General features: G+C 70.6%; 14 protein-coding genes. 11 read left to right on the top strand and 3 right to left on the bottom strand.

Translation table 11 applies throughout. The annotated features are described in order from the left end of the window. Nucleotides 1–31: 31 nt before the first annotated feature. The 3 genes from N4G66_RS43575 (at nucleotide 32) to N4G66_RS43565 (ending at nucleotide 4,400) form a co-directional block, all read left to right on the top strand. Complete coding sequence (locus N4G66_RS43575; RefSeq protein WP_261709874.1) at nucleotides 32–1,246, top strand: RNA-guided endonuclease InsQ/TnpB family protein; 1,215 nt, start codon at nucleotides 32–34, stop codon at nucleotides 1,244–1,246. A 351-nt stretch (nucleotides 1,247–1,597) separates the two neighbouring features. Next, nucleotides 1,598–3,421 carry a glycoside hydrolase family 15 protein gene (locus tag N4G66_RS43570; protein ID WP_261709873.1) on the top strand — a complete coding sequence of 608 codons (1,824 nt, stop codon included), beginning with the start codon at nucleotides 1,598–1,600 and terminating at the stop codon, nucleotides 3,419–3,421. A 34-nt stretch (nucleotides 3,422–3,455) separates the two neighbouring features. Continuing rightward, nucleotides 3,456–4,400: a cyclase family protein gene (locus N4G66_RS43565; protein WP_391858987.1), complete on the top strand. Its 945-nt coding sequence runs from the start codon at nucleotides 3,456–3,458 to the stop codon at nucleotides 4,398–4,400. Nucleotides 4,401–4,450: 50 nt separating this feature from the next. Here N4G66_RS43565 and N4G66_RS43560 read toward each other — a convergent pair whose 3' ends face one another. Then, a complete protein-coding gene (locus tag N4G66_RS43560) occupies nucleotides 4,451–5,767 on the bottom strand; it encodes a DUF2254 domain-containing protein (protein ID WP_261709872.1) in 1,317 nt (438 codons plus the stop codon). Beyond that, nucleotides 5,764–7,518, bottom strand: coding sequence for a cation:proton antiporter domain-containing protein (locus tag N4G66_RS43555; RefSeq protein ID WP_261709871.1), 1,755 nt, complete (start codon nucleotides 7,516–7,518; stop codon nucleotides 5,764–5,766). Before N4G66_RS43555 ends, N4G66_RS43560 begins: the two co-directional genes overlap by 4 nt. A 279-nt stretch (nucleotides 7,519–7,797) precedes the next feature. Between N4G66_RS43555 and N4G66_RS43550 the strand changes: the two genes are divergently transcribed. Then, nucleotides 7,798–8,256 (top strand): PPOX class F420-dependent oxidoreductase, encoded by a 459-nt coding sequence (locus N4G66_RS43550; RefSeq protein ID WP_261709870.1) that lies wholly within the window; start codon nucleotides 7,798–7,800, stop codon nucleotides 8,254–8,256. Nucleotides 8,257–8,781: 525 nt separating this feature from the next. Here the strand turns inward: N4G66_RS43550 and N4G66_RS43545 are convergent. Beyond that, a complete protein-coding gene (locus tag N4G66_RS43545; RefSeq protein ID WP_261709869.1) occupies nucleotides 8,782–9,792 on the bottom strand; it encodes an Acg family FMN-binding oxidoreductase in 1,011 nt (336 codons plus the stop codon). A 419-nt stretch (nucleotides 9,793–10,211) separates the two neighbouring features. Between N4G66_RS43545 and N4G66_RS43540 the strand changes: the two genes are divergently transcribed. The 7 genes from N4G66_RS43540 (at nucleotide 10,212) to N4G66_RS43510 (ending at nucleotide 17,839) form a co-directional block, all read left to right on the top strand. Beyond that, nucleotides 10,212–10,835 carry a DoxX family membrane protein gene (locus N4G66_RS43540; RefSeq protein WP_261709868.1) on the top strand — a complete coding sequence of 208 codons (624 nt, stop codon included), beginning with the start codon at nucleotides 10,212–10,214 and terminating at the stop codon, nucleotides 10,833–10,835. 166 nt (nucleotides 10,836–11,001) lie between these two features. Next, nucleotides 11,002–11,418, top strand: coding sequence for a universal stress protein (locus N4G66_RS43535; RefSeq protein ID WP_261709867.1), 417 nt, complete (start codon nucleotides 11,002–11,004; stop codon nucleotides 11,416–11,418). A 47-nt stretch (nucleotides 11,419–11,465) separates the two neighbouring features. Next, nucleotides 11,466–12,407, top strand: coding sequence for a universal stress protein (locus N4G66_RS43530; protein ID WP_261709866.1), 942 nt, complete (start codon nucleotides 11,466–11,468; stop codon nucleotides 12,405–12,407). 30 nt (nucleotides 12,408–12,437) lie between these two features. After that, nucleotides 12,438–13,451 (top strand): type I glyceraldehyde-3-phosphate dehydrogenase, encoded by a 1,014-nt coding sequence (gap, locus tag N4G66_RS43525; protein ID WP_261709865.1) that lies wholly within the window; start codon nucleotides 12,438–12,440, stop codon nucleotides 13,449–13,451. A gap of 418 nt (nucleotides 13,452–13,869) precedes the next feature. After that, nucleotides 13,870–16,569, top strand: a complete 2,700-nt coding sequence (locus N4G66_RS43520; protein WP_261709864.1) for a bifunctional acetate--CoA ligase family protein/GNAT family N-acetyltransferase — start codon at nucleotides 13,870–13,872, stop codon at nucleotides 16,567–16,569. 12 nt (nucleotides 16,570–16,581) lie between these two features. Beyond that, a complete protein-coding gene (locus N4G66_RS43515) occupies nucleotides 16,582–17,313 on the top strand; it encodes a CBS domain-containing protein (RefSeq protein WP_261709863.1) in 732 nt (243 codons plus the stop codon). Nucleotides 17,314–17,329: 16 nt separating this feature from the next. Further along, nucleotides 17,330–17,839, top strand: coding sequence for a flavodoxin domain-containing protein (locus N4G66_RS43510; protein WP_261709862.1), 510 nt, complete (start codon nucleotides 17,330–17,332; stop codon nucleotides 17,837–17,839). Nucleotides 17,840–18,032 lie beyond the last annotated feature (193 nt).

Below are 18,032 nucleotides of genomic sequence, written 5' to 3'. Positions count from 1 at the left end.
CAAGCCAACCTGACCGGAGGGGGTGGGTTGGATGATCCGTGCGTACAAGTTCCTGCTGCGGCCCACCGTCCGCCAGGCGCAGGCACTGTCCGAGATGCTGCGGGATCACTGCTCCCTCTACAACGGGGCCCTGCAGGAGCGCCGTGACGCCTACCGGCACGTGTCGAAGACCAGCGTCGGGTACGGGGTGCAGTCCGCGCAGCTCAAGGAGATCCGGGCGTTCGACCCGGAGCGTCAGGGCCGCTGGTCCTTCTCCTCGCAGCAGGCCACTCTGCGCCGCCTGGACAAGGCGTTCGCCGCGTTCTTCCGCCGCGTCAAGGCTGGGCAGACGCCCGGTTACCCGCGTTTTCGCGGGGTGAGTTGGTTCGACACGGTGGAGTTCCCGAAGGACGGGGACGGCTGCCGCTGGGACTCCACCCCGCACGATCCGGTCACCCGGGTCCGCCTCCAGGGTGTCGGGCATGTGAAGGTCAACCGGCACCGATCGGTGTCCGGCCACGTCAAGACGGTCTCGGTCAAGCGTGAGGGCCGCAAGTGGTTCGTGGTGCTCACCGCTGAACAGGAACGGCCGCAGCCGCTGCCCGGAACCGGCAGCGTGGTCGGGATCGACCTGGGCATCGCGAACTTCCTCGCCGACTCGAACGGCGCCTTCGTACCCAACCCGCGCCACGGCCGCCGTGCCGCCGCCAGGCTCCAGGCCGCGCAGCAGGCCCTGTCCAGGTTCCCCCGCTGCAAGGCCAGGGACCGCACCGCCAACCACCGGCGCGCCGTGGAGAAGGTCGCCCACCTCCACGGCAAGGTCCGCCGCCAGCGGCTGGACCACGCGCACAAGACCGCCCTCGGCCTGGTCCGCGCGCACGACGTCATCGCGCACGAAGACCTCAAGATCCGCAACATGAGCAGGGCCCCCGCAGCCAGGCCCGACCCCGGCCGGGCAGGCACCTTCCTGCCCAACGGGGCGGCTGCGAAGGCTGGGCTGAACCGTTCGATCGCTGATGCCGGTTGGGGGGTGTTCCTGACGATCCTGCACGCCAAGGCTGAGAGCGCCGGACGGGAAGTGATCGCCGTGGACCCCCGCAACACCTCCCGCACCTGCCCCCACTGCGGGCACACCGCCAAGGAGAACCGGCCCACACAGGAAAAGTTCCACTGCGTCGCCTGTGGCCACACCGCGCACGCCGACACGGTCGGAGCACTCAACGTTCTACGGGCCGGGCTGGTCCGTCGCCACGCCGACCCGGCATAGCGAGAAGCCCCGTCCTTCAGGACGGGGAGGAGTCACGATTGTTCTCCCGTCTGTGCGCGCCATGCTCGGCAGACCACGGCGACTGGGTGCGGCCGCGCTGCGAAACCGTCGCAGGCAGCCACCGGCTCGCTCACTTCTTCATGCTGCGCGCTCCCCACGAGGGCTGCATCCGCTCGTGCCCCGCCCGGGACATGGTGTGAGCCTCCGTGCCCGGCACCCGTCGTACCGGCCGATTCAGGCGGCGAACAGGAGCCGCTCACGGCCCGGTTCACCCGTCCGTCGCTCCGAGAGGCGCCCGTGAACGGCCTGTCAGATAGTGGACCGCGCCGACACCTCCTGGATTGGATGCTCATGGACCGCTATCCACCCATCGCGAACCACGGCCTGGTGGGCGATCTGCAGACCGCCGCCCTGGTGTCCTCCGAGGGCGTGGTGAACTGGTTCTGCTCGCCGAGGTTCGACTCGCCCAGCGTCTTCGCCTCGCTGCTCGACCACGACGGCGGCGGGTACTTCCGACTGGCACCGGAACACTCGGACGTGACGTGCAAGCAGCTCTACTACCCGGACACCGGCGTGCTGGTCACGAGGTTCATGTCGCCGGAGGGCGTCGGCGAGGTCATCGACTGGATGCCCGCGAACACCAGCCGCACCCCCACCGACCGCCACAGCCTGATCCGGGTGATCCGCGTGGTGCGCGGCACCGTCCGGTTCCTTCTGGAGTGCAGACCTCGGTTCGACTACGGCCGGGCCGACCACGAGCTGGAACTACGGGCCCAGGATGCGGTGTTCCGGGGCCCCGGGATCGCCGGTCACCTGCAGACCTCTTTCCCACTGGTGCGGGACGGGCAGGACGTGAAGGGTGCGGTCACCCTCGGAGTCGGTGAGTCGGCCGTCGCCGTCTTCACCACGTGCGCCGCCGACGGCGAGGCGCCCCCTCCGCTGACGGTCGAGGGCATGACCGAGGCGTTGTGGCATGAGGTGGACTTCTGGCAGAAGTGGCTGCACACCTCCCACTACCGGGGCCGCTGGGCCGAGATGGTGAACCGCTCCGCCATCACGATCAAACTCCTCACCTACCATCCGACCGGAGCGCCGGTCGCCGCCGCCACCATGGGCCTGCCGGAACAGGTCGGCGGTGAGCGCAACTGGGACTACCGGTACTCGTGGGTGCGGGACGGCTCGCTCTCGGTGCGGGCCCTGCTCGACCTCGGGTTCGCCGAGGAGGCCTCGGCGTTCACCAAATGGCTGGGGGAGCGGATGCGCGACCGCGCGGACCTGCCCGGCGAGCGTCTGCAGATCATGTACCGGGTCGACGGGGATCCTCATCTGACCGAGGAGATCCTCGACCACTGGGAGGGCTACCGGGGATCGAGGCCCGTGCGTGCCGGCAACGCCGCCGCCGACCAACTGCAGCTCGACATCTACGGCGAGGCCCTCTATGCGATGGCCGAGGGAATGGACGTGAGCGAGGAGCTGGGCTTCCACGGCTGGAAGGGGCTCGCCCGGACGCTGGACTGGCTCTCCGACAACTGGGACCGTCCGGACGAGGGCGTGTGGGAGACGCGCGGAGGCCGCAACGACTTCACGTTCAGCCGGGTGATGTGCTGGGTCGCCTTCGACCGGGGTCTGCGCCTTGCGACGGAACTCAGCCGGCCCGCCGACATCCCGCGCTGGCGCAACGCCCGTGACAGCATCCTCGAACAGGTCATGGACAAGGGCTGGAGCCAGTCCGAGCAGGCGTTGGTGCAGCACTACGGCGGGGACGTCCTGGACGCCTCCCTCCTGTTGATCCCGCGCGTCGGGTTTCTCGCCGCGAAGAGCCCCGGCTGGCTCTCCACCCTGGACGCCATGGAGCGCAAGCTCGTCTCGGACAGCCTCGTGTACCGGTACGACCCGGCCGCGTCCCCCGACGGTCTGCGCGGCTCGGAGGGGACCTTCAGCCTCTGCACCTACCTCTACGTCGACGCCCTGGCCCGGGCCGGGCGGGTCCGTCCGGCCCGCTACACCTTCGAGAAGATGCATACCTACGCCAACCACGTCGGCCTGTTCGCCGAGGAGATCGGCCCGAGTGGAGAGCAACTCGGCAACTTCCCGCAGGCGTTCACCCACCTGTCGCTCATCATGGCGGCGTCGACCCTGGACGAGGCCATCGACCGGAAGCGGCAGCGTGGCTGAGCCCGGGCACGGGCAGCCGGGTCCGGGCGCGCCGGTGCCCGGCGGCCGCACACAGAGCCGGGCCGCCTTCGATGCCCTGTACGCGAGACTGCGGCAGCGGGCGGACGCCACCGGAACTCCGTCCTCCACCGCCGGCCGCGGGACGCCGGTCGGCATCACACCGGCGACGGTCCTTGCCGCGGCGGCCGAGGTCCGCGCGGGCCTGACCGTGTCGCTGTCGTCTCCGATCGAGACCGACGTGGCTCCCGGCAATCCCCACCCGGCCGGCCACCGGCTCACCAGCCGCCCGGAGTCCGAGGCCGCGGCCACCGGGCTGCACTTCGCCACCGACCACTTCTCCATGAACGTTCACGGCGACGCCGACAGCCACCTCGACGCCCTGTGCCACGTCGTCTACAACGGCACGCTGCACGGCGGCGTCCCCGCGAGCACCGTGACCGCCGAGGGCGCGACCGCCCTGTCCGTCGACCTCGTGCGCAACGGAATTGTCGGCCGTGGTGTCCTGCTCGACATCCCGCGGCTGCGCGGCGTGTCGTGGCTGGAGCCCGGCGACCATGTCACCGCCGACGACCTCCGGGCCGCCGAGGTCGCCCAGGGCGTGCGGGTCGATGCCGGGGACATCCTCCTCGTACGGGTCGGTCACCGCCGCAGGCGCGAGGAGGACGGGCCGTGGGACGCCTCGCGCAGCCGGGCCGGCCTGCACCCGGCCGCGATGGAGTTCCTGGCCGAGCGCCGGGTCGCCGTACTGGGCAGCGACGGCAACAACGACACGGCCCCCAGTCTCACCGAGGGCGTGGACTTCCCCGTGCACGTGCTGGGAATCCACGCCCTCGGGCTGTACTTCATGGACTACCTGCGGTTCGAGGACCTGGTGCCGCTGTGCGAGGAGGCGGACCGCTGGTCGTTTCTGTGTGTCGTCGCACCCTTGCGCCTTCCCGCGGCCACCGGTTCTCCCGTCAACCCCATCGCCGTCCTCTGACCGGCGGTCCGGTCGGCCCGGCCCGCCCGTACGGGTGTCCTGCGGGTGCCTTACGGGCGGGGCCCGCCGGGTGGTGAGGCGTCGGGCGGCGCGTCCTGGCGGTGCCGTCCGCCGATGCCCTGGGGGTCCGCCGTCCGTGCGTCGGCGCGGCGGGGGGCGTCGCCGAACTCTCGCTCGACCGCGTCGTCGAGGAGGCCGAGTTCGGTGCGGAGGGCGGGCCCGCACTCGGCCGGCAGCGTTGCCATGAGGCCATCGAGGAGAGCCCGGAGCCGTCGGCAGACCTGGACGGAGGTCGCACCGTAGTCGCGGATCTCGGTGACGGCGAGCTCCAGGTAGTCCTCCCACGGGCGGCCGGGCAGCACGAGGCGCGGCCGGCCACGGTCGTCGGCGAGCACGTAGCGGCTGCGGAGTCCGACGCGTCCGACGGCGTACAGGAACGCCTCGATGTGGTTCAGCACCTGGACGGCCGTGGTGGGGTCGTTGACCGCGGGGGAGAGGGCGCGGATGGCGATGTCGACCAGGATGCGCAGGGCGAAGGCCGGGTCCTGCTCGATCGTCCGCTCCGGACCGAGGGCGAGGAGTCCGGTCACCCGGCGCGGGTCGGGCGCGGAGGTACCGCCGTGGATCTCGACGAGGGTGCCGCCGGGCGGCACGAAGTCGCCGACCGAGGCGGCCAGCACGAACACGCAGTCGTGCCGCGCCGCGAGCGAGACCATGCCGGATGCGTCGAACGCCTGGATGACACCGCCGCGTTCGGTCCGGATGCGGGTCACCGGACCTGGCGTGCCCGGCGCCCCGCCGGAGGCCGCGCTGCTCCGTACGTGCGCCGCCACGTGGTCGAGGACCTGTTCGCCCAGGCGTCCCACGATGTCGGCGATCGCCACCGGCCGCAGGTTGTGGGTGAAGCGGTTGAGGTAGATCAGCAGGAGCAGGAGGCTCACGGAGACGGCGACACCGGCCAGGGTCACGCCGAGGTTGGGCACGGAGTCGGTCTCGATGCTCCGCAGCAGTGTGTAGGCGAACGAGAAGGTGCCGGTGAAGGTGGCGAGCACGGCCTTCTGCAACCGGTCGCGGTACCAGAGCCGCATGTAGCGCGGTGAGAGGGTGCCGGTGGCCTGCTGGATGACGAGGACGCCGATGGTGACGACGAACCCGAGCAGCGCGATCATCGCGCCGACCACGGAGCTGAGGACGCTGCTCGCGGTCGACGCGGAGTAGTTCCAGGTCTTCGGCAGCCAGGACGCCCCGTCCACGGCGGACGCCGCCTCGGCCAGGGCGACGCCGAGCAGGAGCCCGAACAGGGGGACGATCCACAGACTCGCCAAGGCATACTGCCGTAGCCGGAAGCGGTCGGCCCAGGAGGTCATACGGAGCCCATCAGTACGGCGGTGTCGTCCGGCAGCGGCGTGATCGTCTGGGTCCCGGTGACCGGGACCAGCCGGCCGTCGGCGCGGACCACGAACAGGATGTCGCGGTCCGCGGGGACCGGCTGGGACCCGGGCTGGACGTGGAAGCGGGCGCCGTGTTCGTAGCGGGCTGCCAGGCGGTGCCGGACGAGCGGGTGGCCGAAGAGGATGTCGCCGCCGGTGTAGGGGGCGACCACGCCGTGGCTGTCCCGTGGCGGCCCCACCCGGTAGACGGGCCCTTGCACGTTGTCCTTGATGACGACGGAGGCGAGGGCGTTGAAGTCGTCGTCGGTGAGCAGGAACACCGCCGTCACGCCCTCCAGGCGGGCGCGGGGGTTGGTCGCGGTCGCCAGCATCTCCCCGTGCGCGAGTTCGATCCCGGCCGCGGTGATCCGCTGGCGTTCCTCCTCCAGCCCGGCCCACATCAGGACGTCGAGACCCGCGGCCTCCAGGGCCTTCCCCAGGCCGATCACCCACGGGGCCCCGCCGACCAGCAGCGGCCGTGTCCGCGCCGACCGGACGACGCCGAGCTTCCGGGCCACGGGCGCGGCGGTCAGGGCGTAGAGCAGGACCGTTCCCACGATCACGAGGAAGGTGATCGGAAGGATCTTGGCCGCGCCGGGCAGCCCCTTCGCCACGAGAGTGGCGGAGAAGGCGGACGCGGTCGAGGCGGCGACGATGCCGCGCGGCGCCATCCATCCGATGAAGCCCCATTCGCCCACGGTCAGATCGGAACCCCGGGCGGAGGCGTACGCGATGAGCGGCCGGACCAGGAGGACGAGCACGGCGATCAGGATCAGTGAGGGGACGAGGACGGGCACCACGGAGTCGGGGGTGACGGCGGAGGAGATGGAGATGAACAGCAGGCCGATGATCATCTGGACGAGTGTTTCGAGGAAGGGCCGGCGGGCCGGCATGTCCATCCCGGGGAGGTTGGTGATGGCGAGTCCGGTGAAGATGGCGGCGATGAGGCCGGTGTCGTCGCGGACGATGTCGCAGCCCGCGGAGACGAGGATCACCGTCGCCAGCTGGGCGAGGGTGCCGAGTGTCTCGCCGAGCCGCAGCTTGTGCAGGGTCAGCCAGAGGATGACGGTGCCCACCGCACCGCCCACGAGGCCGACGCCCATGCTGATGAGGAACTGCCCGATCTGGTAGCCGCGGCCGAGGTCGACCCGGTGGGAGGTCGCGACGGCGTGGAAGACGACGGCTCCGAGGATGGCGCCGATCGGGTCGGTCAGCGTTCCCTCCCAGATCAGGATGCGCCGCAGCCTGTCCGTCGGGCGGACGTATTCGAGCAGCGGGCCGACGACCGTGGGACCGGACACGACGAGGATCATGCCGATCATCGCCGCCACCCGCAGCGGGATGCCGAACAGGGCCGGTCCGATACCCCCTACGGCGAGGAAGGTGACCAGGATGCCGATGATCAGCAGCCGGACGACGGTTCCGCGAGTACGGCCGGTGAGATTGCGCAGGTTCAGCCCGAGGCCCGCGTCGTAGAGGATCACGGCGACGGACAGCGAGACCAGCGCGGGGAAGTCCGGGCCGACGAGCCGTGCAGGGTGAATGACGTCGGTCAGCGCGCCCGCAGTGAAACCGACCGGCAGGAGAATGATCAGCGCGGGGACGCGCAGCTTGTTCGCCAGGATCTGCGAGCCCGTGGCGAGGGCGACGGTCAGGGCGATGCCCAGGAGGATGTCCTCGCCGGTCATAGCGGTCGTCCTCCTGTTGACGCTGGGGGCCCGTGGGATTCAATCGCGTCCACAGGGCCTGCACCCGCCTGTCGCGGCCCGACATGGTCCCCGCCACCCGATCGGCCCCGCAGAGACGCCCGACGGACCGCCGAGATCGCGGCGGAGGGGTGCGGTCGCGTGGACCTGTGGCCGGCGGGACGCCACCGCGACGGCGGATTCCAGCGACCACGGACTCGACCGCGAAGGGACCGTTGGAACGCCGGAAATACTGTTGTGGCCACGGGCGTTGGTCACGTCATGAGTCAAGGTCCCGCACCTCGCCCACTGTCCGACGAAGCCCTCTCCGACCTGCTCGGCAAGCAGCGGTTCGGCACCCTCGCCACTGTCAAGCGCACCGGCCATCCCCACCTGACCACCATGCTCTACAGCTGGGATGCCGATGGCCGCATCGCGCGGTTCTCGACGACAGCCGACCGCGTCAAGGTCGAGCACCTGCGGCGCGACCCGCATGCCGCGCTGCATGTGCAGGGCGACGACGTGTGGTCGTTCGCCGTCGCGGAGGGCAGGGCCGAGGTCTCCGAGGTCACGATGGTTCCCGGTGACGCGGTCGGGCGGGAACTGCTCGGGATGATCCCGAAGGGCGCGGAGCCGGAAGACGGAGATGCCTTCCTGAGGCAGCTGGTCGCTGAGCGCCGCCTGGTCATCCGGTTGAAGGTGGACCGGTTGTACGGAACGGCGCTCGACATCAAGGATTAGGGCTGGATCAGGGCCTGTCGGGTCGGTGGCGCTGATCGTCTCCGGAGCCGGGGTGCTGTCGTCGGCGAAGGCGGTGTGCGGGGTGCGCGTCCACTTCGTGGAGCAGTGAGCCCGCCCCCGGTGTGACCGGGGGCGGGCTCACTGCATTCTCCCGGGGCGAACCCGAGCCGCTCGTCTCACCTCTGTGTCCCGCGGGCCGGACAATAGGCACAGGCGGTGAGAAGAGGCCACTGGAAATGTGAACCTGCGTCGCCCGTGCGGGTTCCAAAACGGAATGTCCCCTTCATCCAGGCGGAACAGGGGTTTTCTGGGTCTTCTCACTCGTGGGCCACGACACCTGTCTCACGATCTTGTCCCTTTGCCCGGGCTGCCGGTGGAGCCTTATGGGAACGGTGAGTGGGTGACTTGCGAGTCCTGCCCCGATGCCGAGTTCGGTCGTCGACCACGCGCAAGTTCCTTCGGGCAGCGGCCGGTTCGTTCGGTCGTCGGCGGAGCGCTGAGAGGATCTGCGCGGGTCGACGAGCTTCAGGGAAGCGATTCGCCGCGACATGCTGTGCCGTCGAGATCCAGGAACATCGGTGGCGAGCGGCGAGGAGTAGCAGGGCCCTCCGGGCCGTAGCCGAGCCGGATGAGCATCTGGACGTGGTCGAAGGGCGCTGTCGGGCTGCGCAGTTCGTCGCGCAGGTCGGGCCACTCCAGTGCCTGGTGGAGGAGCGAGGTCCGCAGACCGTGCGTGGTCGCGACCAGCAGCACATGCTGGAGCGACTGACCGGCGCGCAGCCAGTCGGAGCGCCGATCGTGGCCCGTTGCCAGCGAGACCAAGGCAGGAGTGCGCTCGAACGGTCGGGCGGGCAACCGCTCCATCGAGCGCTGCGCGGAGAAGTCGCGCATGGGCAGTTGTTCGAAGGCGTCCTGTGGTCCGAGGGCGGCGGACGGAATGCCGGTGTCCGCGGCCTCGTCCCGGCTCGCCCAGCGGCGACTTTCGGCGCTGCGGTACGGGTCGAAGTGGTTGCGGTGCTCCGCCTCGGCGGTGATCCGCAGCAGTCGCTCCGTCTCGCGTGGTGCGGGCACGGTCATCTTGGCGCCCTCGAGTTGAGCGGCTTCCACGAGGTCGTTCATGACGCTGCCGGGCACTACCTCGCCAGTGAACGGGAACCGGCTGCTGTGCCGGCGCCAGATCGCCTCGTACAGCTCAGCGGCGTGCAGTGCACGAGCGCTGGCCTGCTGCGCTATCCGGACAGAGGCGAGCAGCCCGGGGTCGTGGGGATCCGGGAGCAGTCGCGTGACCGGCTTCCAGCCGAGGTGCGTCACCGCCACCCGCAGATTGAACAGAGCCGCGCCCGCAGCGATGTGCAGACCCCGGCCCTGGGGATCCTCTCGGGGCAGCCCTTGCTCGGGGGCTGCGTGTATTTCCACGGTGAGCGGCTCCTCGGCGAGACGGAAGCGCCACGGCTGGGTGTTGTGCATCGAAGGTGCCGCGACGGCGGCCGAGATGAGAGTCTCCAGCGTCGACGAGTCCGGGTAGGTCGAAGACATGAGGGACTCCTGCCGGACGAGGTGCTGTGAGTGTGCGGATCTCCTCAGACTGCAGCCACGGGCCGAGGTTGCTAAGGGGCCGACCGGCCCAAAGCCCTGGGCTGGGAGGGCGCGAGGTCTTCGGCTCGGCAGTGGCCGCCCGGTATCCGGTGGGTGCGACGGGCGTCGCCGAAAGCGGCTGCCGGTCGAGGTGGACATCACCACCCTCGACGTCGAAGGCGACACGCTCCAGGAATCGGTCTGACAGGCCGACAGGTTGGTGCCGCCCGGAACCGCGAGACCAACAGGCCTGCAGCAAAGGGCCGTTCAGCCCAAAGGGCACGGCCTTTCGGCATCCGGCAAGGTGTGCGCCGTGTCGGGAGAGTGATCTGCGTCGGGTACCAGCTCGGCATCGTCCTTCTTCCGAAGGGGTCATCATCATGACAATCCACGAGCAGTCCCACCGGCACACGGGGTTTCGTTTCTCGTCGCTGCGCAGGACCCGTTCGGCCCAGGCACCGGGTGAGGCCGCGACCATCTCGACGTCGGTGGTCGGCTCGTACGCCCTCGCGGGTCTGCGTCTGCTGACCGGTTTCGTGTTCCTGTGGGCGTTCCTCGACAAGACGTTCGGGTTCGGTTACGCCACGCGGTCCGGCAAGGGCTGGATCGACGGCGGTTCGCCCACCAAGGGGTTCCTGGGCGGGGTCGCGGCCGGGCCGATGGAGTCGACGTTCCACTCCTGGGCCGGTGCGGGCTGGGTGGACTGGCTGTTCATGGCCGGTCTGCTCGGGGTGGGTATCGCCCTGGTCGCTGGTGTGGCGCTGCGGCTCGCGGCGCTGGCGGGCACGGTGATGATGGCGTTCATGTGGCTCGCCGAATGGCCGCCCGCCCGGCATCTGTCCGACGGTTCGCCGAGCATGTCGCCCAACCCTTTCACCGACTACCACGTGATCTACGCGGTCGTCCTGATCGCTCTGGCCGCCGCGGGCGCCGGCGCCACCTGGGGCCTCGGGAAGCTCTGGGCGCGACTGCCCGTCGTGAACCGCACCCCCTGGCTGCGGTGACCGCAGGACTGCGGGTGGATCCCGGACGAAGCACAGTCCTCTCTGCCGCCCAGGCCGCAGGTCCCGTCATGGGCCGATCGGCCCCCACCAGGGACCTGCGGCCCCTGCACGACGAGCCCATCGGACACCACGCTTGAATCGGACCCTGATTCAGAAGGTGGACATCATGCTCCGCACTGTCACCGCAGGCCTCGACGGTTCTCCGGAGAGTCTCGCCGCCGCCGAATGGGCCACCCGTGAGGCGCGGCTGCGCGGACTGCGACTGAAGCTGGTCCACGCAGGGGAACCGGTCCCGGAACCCATGGCCCAGGCACCGCTGCCGGACGCCGAGACCCACCGGCACTGGAGCGATCGAAGCGAGATGGGGGTACCCCCGGCCGAAGGCTGGGGGAGGATCCCGCGCGAAGCGGCCAAAGGCATACGGGTGCGCCACCCGGGAGTCGACGTCATCACGGAGCAGCTCACCGGCCGGCCCGCCGAGGAGCTGGTGAAGGCCGCGGACGACGCCGAACTCCTGGTGCTCGGCACCCGTGGACTCAGCGGTGTGGGCGGTTTCATGGTCGGCTCGGTCCCCCACGGCTGATCACCTCGGCCACCCCTCGTCACCTACCGTGCAAAGAGAGACATCCCATGAAGGCTCCGGTCGTACGAGCATTCGGTGAGCCGCTGCCCCTGGTCGTGGGTGTCGACGGCTCCGAGCCCAGCATGCGTGCCGTCGACTGGGCCACGGACGAGGCGGCTTTGCGCGGTCTGCCGCTACGCCTGGTGTACGCGTCCCTCTGGGAACGCTACGAAGGCGCCGCTCTCATGGAGGGGCTGGGCAGGACCTCCGAGCAGATCGCGGTGGACAACATCGTCGAGGCCGCTGCGAAGCGGGCCCGCCGTCGACATGCCGAGGTGAGGATCTCCACCGAGGTGCTGCCCGATGACGCCGTGAGCGTGCTGCTGAAGGAAGCGCACAGCGCCTTTGCGCTGGTCCTCGGATCGCGCGGGCGCGGCGGGATGGCCGAATTGCTGATCGGGTCGGTCAGCCTCGCTGTCGCAGCCCGCGCCGCCTGCCCGGTGATCGTGCTGCGCGGCAACCACGACAACCAGGCCGACGCAGGCAGACACGGGAGTGTCCTCCTCGGAGTCGGCGAGGAGCCGCACTCGGCGGCAGCCGTGCGCTTCGCCTTCCAGGAAGCAGAGGTCCGCAAAGCCGCACTGCACGCGGTGCGGGCGTGGCGTAGTCCCGCCCACGAGTCCACGGACCACCCGCTGATGGCGGGAGAACCGGCCCGGCTGCACGAGCGGCGCGCGGTGGAGATCCTCGAGTCGGCCCTGAACGGGCCGGCCGCGGAGCATCCGTCCGTGGATCTGCGCAGACGGGCCGAAGAGGGCACCGCCCGGCGGGTGTTGCTGGACGCTTCCGCCGACGCCGACCTGCTGGTCGTGGGCGCGCATCACCGCGACGGCGGCTTCGGACTCCAACTCGGCCGCGTGGCCCACTCGGTCCTGCACCACTCGGCATGCCCCGTCGCCGTCGTACCGCAACAGACACATCCTCAGGACGCCGACCGAATCCACGACTGAAACCCGCACCCCGCAAAGGAGTTCAACGTCATGACCGTACGCGTCGGTATCAACGGCTTCGGCCGCATCGGCCGCACCTATTTACGCGCGGCACTGGACCGAGCCGAGGCGGGCACACAATACGTCGAGGTGGTCGCTGTCAACGACATCGCGCCGCCCGCCACCCTGGCCCATCTCCTCGAGTACGACTCGACGTTCGGACGTCTCGGGCGCGAGGTGCTGCACGACGACAGCTCCATCACCGTCGACGGCCGGCGCATCGCCGTCACCGCCGAGCGGGACCCGGCGGCCCTCCAGTGGGCCGACAACGGCGCCGACATCGTCATCGAGTCCACCGGCCGCTTCCGCGACCGCGACACCGCCGCACTGCACCTGAAGAGCGGCGCCCACACCGTGCTGCTCTCGGCACCCGGCAAGAACGCCGACGCCACCATCGTGATGGGCGTCAACGACGACACCTACGACCGCGCCTCCGACCGGATCGTGTCGGCTGCCTCCTGCACCACCAACTGTGTCGCCCCGATGGTCAAGGTGCTCCACGAGGCGTTCGGCATCGAGCGCGGCGTGATGACCACCATCCACGGCTACACCAACGACCAGTCCCTGCTGGACGGCCCGCACAAGGACCTGCGCCGCGCCCGCTCGGCGGCGCTCAGCATCATCCCGACCAGTACGGGCGCCGCCCGCGCGGTCGGACTGGTCCTGCCCGAGCTGGCCGGAGTCCTGGACGGCATCGCGGTCCGCGTGCCCGTCGAGGACGGCTCGCTCACCGACCTCGCGGTGGTACTGCGTCGCGAGGCGACGGCAGACGAGATCAACGCCGCCTTCGCCGAGGCTTCAGAGGGTCCCCTGAAGGGCTTTCTCCGTGTCTCGCGGGCGCCTATCGTCTCCCGCGACGTCATCGGTGACCCGGCCTCCTGCATCTTCGACCCGGCTCTGACCCAGGCCAACGGAACGCTCGCGAAGGTCTTCGGCTGGTACGACAACGAGTGGGGGTACACCAACCGCCTGCTCGACCTCACCGCGCTGGTCGCCGACGACTGACACGCCACAGGAAAGGGCGGTACCCGTGGGGCACCGGTCGGCCGCGAGGCGACCGCGGCCTCGGGTCAGTCCCGCACACTCACGTACCCCGAAGCACCGGGCTCGTTCCCTCCGGAGGGAACGAGCCCGGTGTGCTTCTGAGGTGCCCGCGGATCCGGCCGAAGTCGTGGTGTCGGGGCGTCACCGAAAAGGATCGGCTGTGCCTAGGCGATTCACCCTTTCTGGCCGTGCGGGAGCGGGAGGCGGCGCCACCACAGCCCACCGGGTTCACCGGCCCGCCGTGCACAGGGACCGGAGGGAGCCGGTGGAGGCAGAGACCGGGGCCGACCGGCCCATACGGTGCACCCGGTCAGCCCCTGGGGCGCGACCCCGGATCGCTGGATGCTCGAAGTGTCGACAGGTTTCGAGGAGGCCAGTGATGACGGACGACGACCACCCCCAGGTGCACGCGCTGCTTCAGGACGGCACCACGGTGTGCATACGCTCCGTGCTGCCCGGTGACCACGAGCAACTGCACGGTCTGTACGAGGAGATGTCCCCGGACAACCTCCGCCTCCGGTTCTTCGCCGCGAGCCACCGCTCCGCCGAGATGGCCGCCGACAGGGCCTGTGCCCCGCCACGGCCCGGCTACCGGGCGCTGCTCGCCGAGACACACGGCCAGGTCATCGGGCTCGCCGAGTACGAGGCCGAAGACGAGACCGGTGACGGCGCGGGCACGGCCGAGATCTCCATCGCGGTCGCCGACGGGCTGCACCACCGGGGTGTCGGCACCCTGCTCGTCGAGCACCTGGTCTCCGCCGCCCGGGCTGCGGGCGTCCGTACGTTCACCGCCGACGCCCTGTCCGAGAACCACGAGGTCCTGCGGCTCTTCGCCGACCTCGGCCTGCGTACGTCCCGGCACTTCGAGGGCCCCGAGGTGCGCTGCACCATCGAACTGGCCGAGGACGACACCTACCTCGCGGCCGTCGAGACACGCGGCCGGGGCGCCGACGTGGCGAGCCTGGAACCGCTGCTGCGCCCTGACGCCGTGGCCGTGATCGGCGCCGGACGCCGGCCCGGGTCGGTGGGCCGGGCCCTCCTGCACCATCTGCACGCGGGTGGCTTCACCCGGCGGCTGTTCGCCGTGAACCCCGGGGTGAATTCGGTCCTCGGTGTGCCGTCGTACCCCTCGGTCTCCGCCCTGCCCCGCGTCCCGGACCTCGCGGTCCTCGCGATCCCGGCCGTCGCCGTGGCCGCCACCGCCGAGGAGTGCGGCAAGGCCGGCGTACGGGCACTGCTGGTCGTGACGGCCGGGCTGGACGCGGACCAGGGCAAGGGACTGTTGAACGCGTGCCGCACGTACGGCATGCGGCTCGTCGGCCCGAACTGCCTCGGCGTCTCGAACACCGATCCGGGGTTCGCCCTCGACGCCACCTTCGCCGCCGGCCACCCGCGCCCCGGCACGGCGGGGGTCGCCGTGCAGTCGGGCGGCGTCGGCATCGCCCTGCTCGACGGCCTGTCCCGGCTCGGCATCGGCGTCTCCACCTTCGCCTCGCTGGGCGACAAGTACGACGTCAGCGGCAATGACATGCTCCAGTGGTGGGAGAGCGACGGCCGCACCGACCTCGCCCTGCTGCACCTGGAGTCGTTCGGCAACCCCCGCGCCTTCTCCCGCACCGCCCGCCGCGTGACCCGCCGTATGCCCGTCCTCACGGTCGACGCGGGCCGCACCGACGCGGGCCGCCGGGCCGCCGCCTCGCACACCGCGGCCGCCGCCACCCGCACCATGACCCGGCAGGCCCTGTTCACCCAGGCCGGCATCACCGCCACCCGTTCGGTGGGCGAACTCCTGGAAACCGCAGCCCTGTTGCACGCCCAGCCGCTGCCCTCCGGCAGCCGCGTCGCGATCGTCACGAACGCGGGCGGCGCGGGCGTCCTGGCCGCCGACGCCTGCGCGGAGGCCGGACTCGCCCTCCCGGCGCTGACGACCGAACTGGTGGACGACCTGCTCGGTGTGCTTCCGGAGGGCGCCGCCGTGGGCAACCCCGTCGACGTCACCGCCGCCGTCAGCGAGGAGCAGTTCAGGGAGTGCCTGGACCGGGTCGCACGGCATCCGGGCATCGACGCCGTCCTGGTGGCGCTGGTCCCCACCGCCGTCGCCACAGCGACCGGCGACGATCTCGTCCGGGCGCTCACCGACGGGCGCGCACGACGGGAACGTCCCGTCGCCGTCGTGCGACTGGAACAGGCCCTGCCGGTCGAGCTGCTGCCCGTCACGGACGGCGGGACCATCCCGTCGTACTCCGAACCGGGCGCGGCGGCACGGGCGTTGGCCCACGCCGCCCACCGTGCGGCCTGGCTGAGTCGGCCCGCCGGAACCGTCCCGGACCTCGTGGACATCGATACCGGGCGCGCCCGGACGGTCGCCGAGAACTTCCTCGCGGCGCACCCCGACGGCGGCTGGCTCGACCCCCGCACCTGCGGCGAACTGCTCGACTGCTACGGCATTCCGCAACTGAACTGGGCCTGGGCCGAGACCGAGAACGACGCCGTCATCGCCGCCGAACGGCTGCGCGGACCCGACGGCCGCGTCGTCATGAAGGCCCACTGGCCCGGCCTGCTCCACAAGAGCGAACAGCACGCCGTGCACCTCGACCTCCAGGGCGACGCCCAAGTCCGCGCCGCCTTCCGGGACTTCGAGACCCGGTTCGCCGGACTCCTGACCGGAGTCGTCGTCCAGCCACTCGCCGCGCGCGGCACCGAGCTGTTCGCCGGGATCGTCCAGGACGAGGTCTTCGGACCCCTCGTGCTGTTCGGTCTCGGCGGCACGGCCACGGAGGTGCTGGCCGACCACGCGGCCCGCCTCGCCCCCCTGACCGACCACGACGTCCACGACCTGATCACCTCGCCGCGCTGCGCACCGCTGCTCTTCGGCACGCACGGCGGCGGACCCGTGGACCTCGAAGGTCTGGAGCAGGTGCTCCTACGCCTGTCCCGCATGGCGAGCGATCTCCCGCAGCTCGCGGAGGCCGACTTCAACCCCGTCCTCGCGACGCCCGGCGCGGTCAGTGTGCTCGATGTACGCGTCCGCCTGCTGCCGCGCCGCGCCCAGGACCCCTACCTGCGCCGACTGCGCTGAGGAGGAACAGCCGTGAAGAACAACAAGGTCGGATCCGTGATGACGACGGACGTCGTCCGGGCACCGTACGGAGCCCCGTTCAAGGAGGTGGCACGACTGCTCGCCGCCCACCGCATCAGCGGGCTGCCGGTCGTCGACGACGACGAGAAGGTCATCGGGGTGATCTCTGAGTCCGACCTCCTCGCCCGGCAGGCACAGACCCCCGACCCGTACGAGCCGAAGCGCCGCTTCCGGCTCGTCCTGCCGACCCGCACCGCCCGGCGACAGGCGGCCAAGGCACAGGCCCGTACGGCCGGACAGCTGATGTCCGTACCACCCGTGACCGTGTACGCGGAGAACACCATCGCCGAGGCGGCCCGGACCATGGCGCAGAACCGGGTGGAGAGGCTGCCGGTGATGGACGAGGAGGACCGGCTCGTCGGCATCGTGACCCGCCGCGACCTGCTCCAGGTCTTCCTGCGTCCGGACCGGGAGATCCGCTCCGAGGTGATCGACGAGGTCCTGGTGCGGTCGCTGTGGATCACACCGCAGACCGTGACCGTCGGCGTCCACGAGGGGGTGATCACACTCGACGGCCAGCTGGAGCGCCGGAGCGAGGCGGAGATCGCGGTCGCCATGAGCCGCCGCATCGACGGGGCCGTCGGCGTCGTCGATAAACTCACCTATCGCTTCGACGACGCACACCTGCGCCCCGGCGAGCCGTCCGTCCACGGAGTCACCGAGAACTGGCTGCGAAAGCTGTGAGAGGAGGCGTACCACCATGCCGAGCAACGTTCTGGTCGCCTATGGGACGACGAACGGATCCACGGCGCGGATCGCGGAGAGAGTGGCCGAGGTCCTGTGCAAGGAGGGGATGTCCGCCGAGGCGCTGCCCGCCCGCTCCGTGACGAGCATCGAACCGTACGACGCCGTCGTGGTCGGTGGCGGCTTGTATGCAGGGCGCTGGCACAAGGACGCCCGTCGCTTCGTGCGCCGGCACCGCCGCACGCTCGCCGGGCTGCCGTTGTGGTTCTTCAGCAGCGGTCCCCTCGACGCTTCCGCGTCGGAACGGGACATCCCGCCCGTCCCCGCCGTGAAGCGGGCGATGGACCGGCTCGACGTGACGGAACACGTCACGTTCGGCGGGTGCCTCGAAGAGGGGGCGAAGGGGTTCATCGCCCGGAAGATCGTCTCCTCCGGCAAGGGCGGCGACTTCCGTGACTTCGAGCAGATCGAGGCATGGGCGGCCGGTATCTGCGCCGCGTTGACGACAAACGCCCGGAAGAGCTGACCCCCAACCGCGCTCAACCGTCGTGGCCGGCGAACTTCGACCGGTCACGACGTGGTTCTGCCCAACTCGTGGGTGGGGGTCGTCCAGTGAGGCCTGTCGCAATGCGGGGTGATGCGATGTGTTCATCGGACGGTCGCCGGACGGAGCCCCCGCGACAAGCTGACCGCAAGCCGGTCGAGGACTCAACGGGTGG

Origin of the sequence: Streptomyces rhizosphaerihabitans (assembly GCF_025399795.1) — a bacterium.
Classification (GTDB): domain Bacteria; phylum Actinomycetota; class Actinomycetes; order Streptomycetales; family Streptomycetaceae; genus Streptomyces; species Streptomyces rhizosphaerihabitans.
Note: the sequence above shows the minus strand (reverse complement) of the source record. Positions and strands in the feature narration are given on the sequence as shown.

Coding starts and splice junctions, on each gene's coding strand:
- N4G66_RS43530 (WP_261709866.1), top strand. CDS start 11,466: ATGAAGGCTCCGGTCGTACGAGCATTCGGTGAGCCGCTGCCCCTGGTC.
- N4G66_RS43520 (WP_261709864.1), top strand. CDS start 13,870: ATGACGGACGACGACCACCCCCAGGTGCACGCGCTGCTTCAGGACGGC.
- N4G66_RS43535 (WP_261709867.1), top strand. CDS start 11,002: ATGCTCCGCACTGTCACCGCAGGCCTCGACGGTTCTCCGGAGAGTCTC.
- N4G66_RS43550 (WP_261709870.1), top strand. CDS start 7,798: ATGAGTCAAGGTCCCGCACCTCGCCCACTGTCCGACGAAGCCCTCTCC.
- N4G66_RS43540 (WP_261709868.1), top strand. CDS start 10,212: ATGACAATCCACGAGCAGTCCCACCGGCACACGGGGTTTCGTTTCTCG.
- gap (WP_261709865.1), top strand. CDS start 12,438: ATGACCGTACGCGTCGGTATCAACGGCTTCGGCCGCATCGGCCGCACC.
- N4G66_RS43570 (WP_261709873.1), top strand. CDS start 1,598: ATGGACCGCTATCCACCCATCGCGAACCACGGCCTGGTGGGCGATCTG.
- N4G66_RS43575 (WP_261709874.1), top strand. CDS start 32: ATGATCCGTGCGTACAAGTTCCTGCTGCGGCCCACCGTCCGCCAGGCG.
- N4G66_RS43560 (WP_261709872.1), bottom strand. CDS start 5,767: ATGACCTCCTGGGCCGACCGCTTCCGGCTACGGCAGTATGCCTTGGCG.
- N4G66_RS43545 (WP_261709869.1), bottom strand. CDS start 9,792: ATGTCTTCGACCTACCCGGACTCGTCGACGCTGGAGACTCTCATCTCG.
- N4G66_RS43555 (WP_261709871.1), bottom strand. CDS start 7,518: ATGACCGGCGAGGACATCCTCCTGGGCATCGCCCTGACCGTCGCCCTC.
- N4G66_RS43510 (WP_261709862.1), top strand. CDS start 17,330: ATGCCGAGCAACGTTCTGGTCGCCTATGGGACGACGAACGGATCCACG.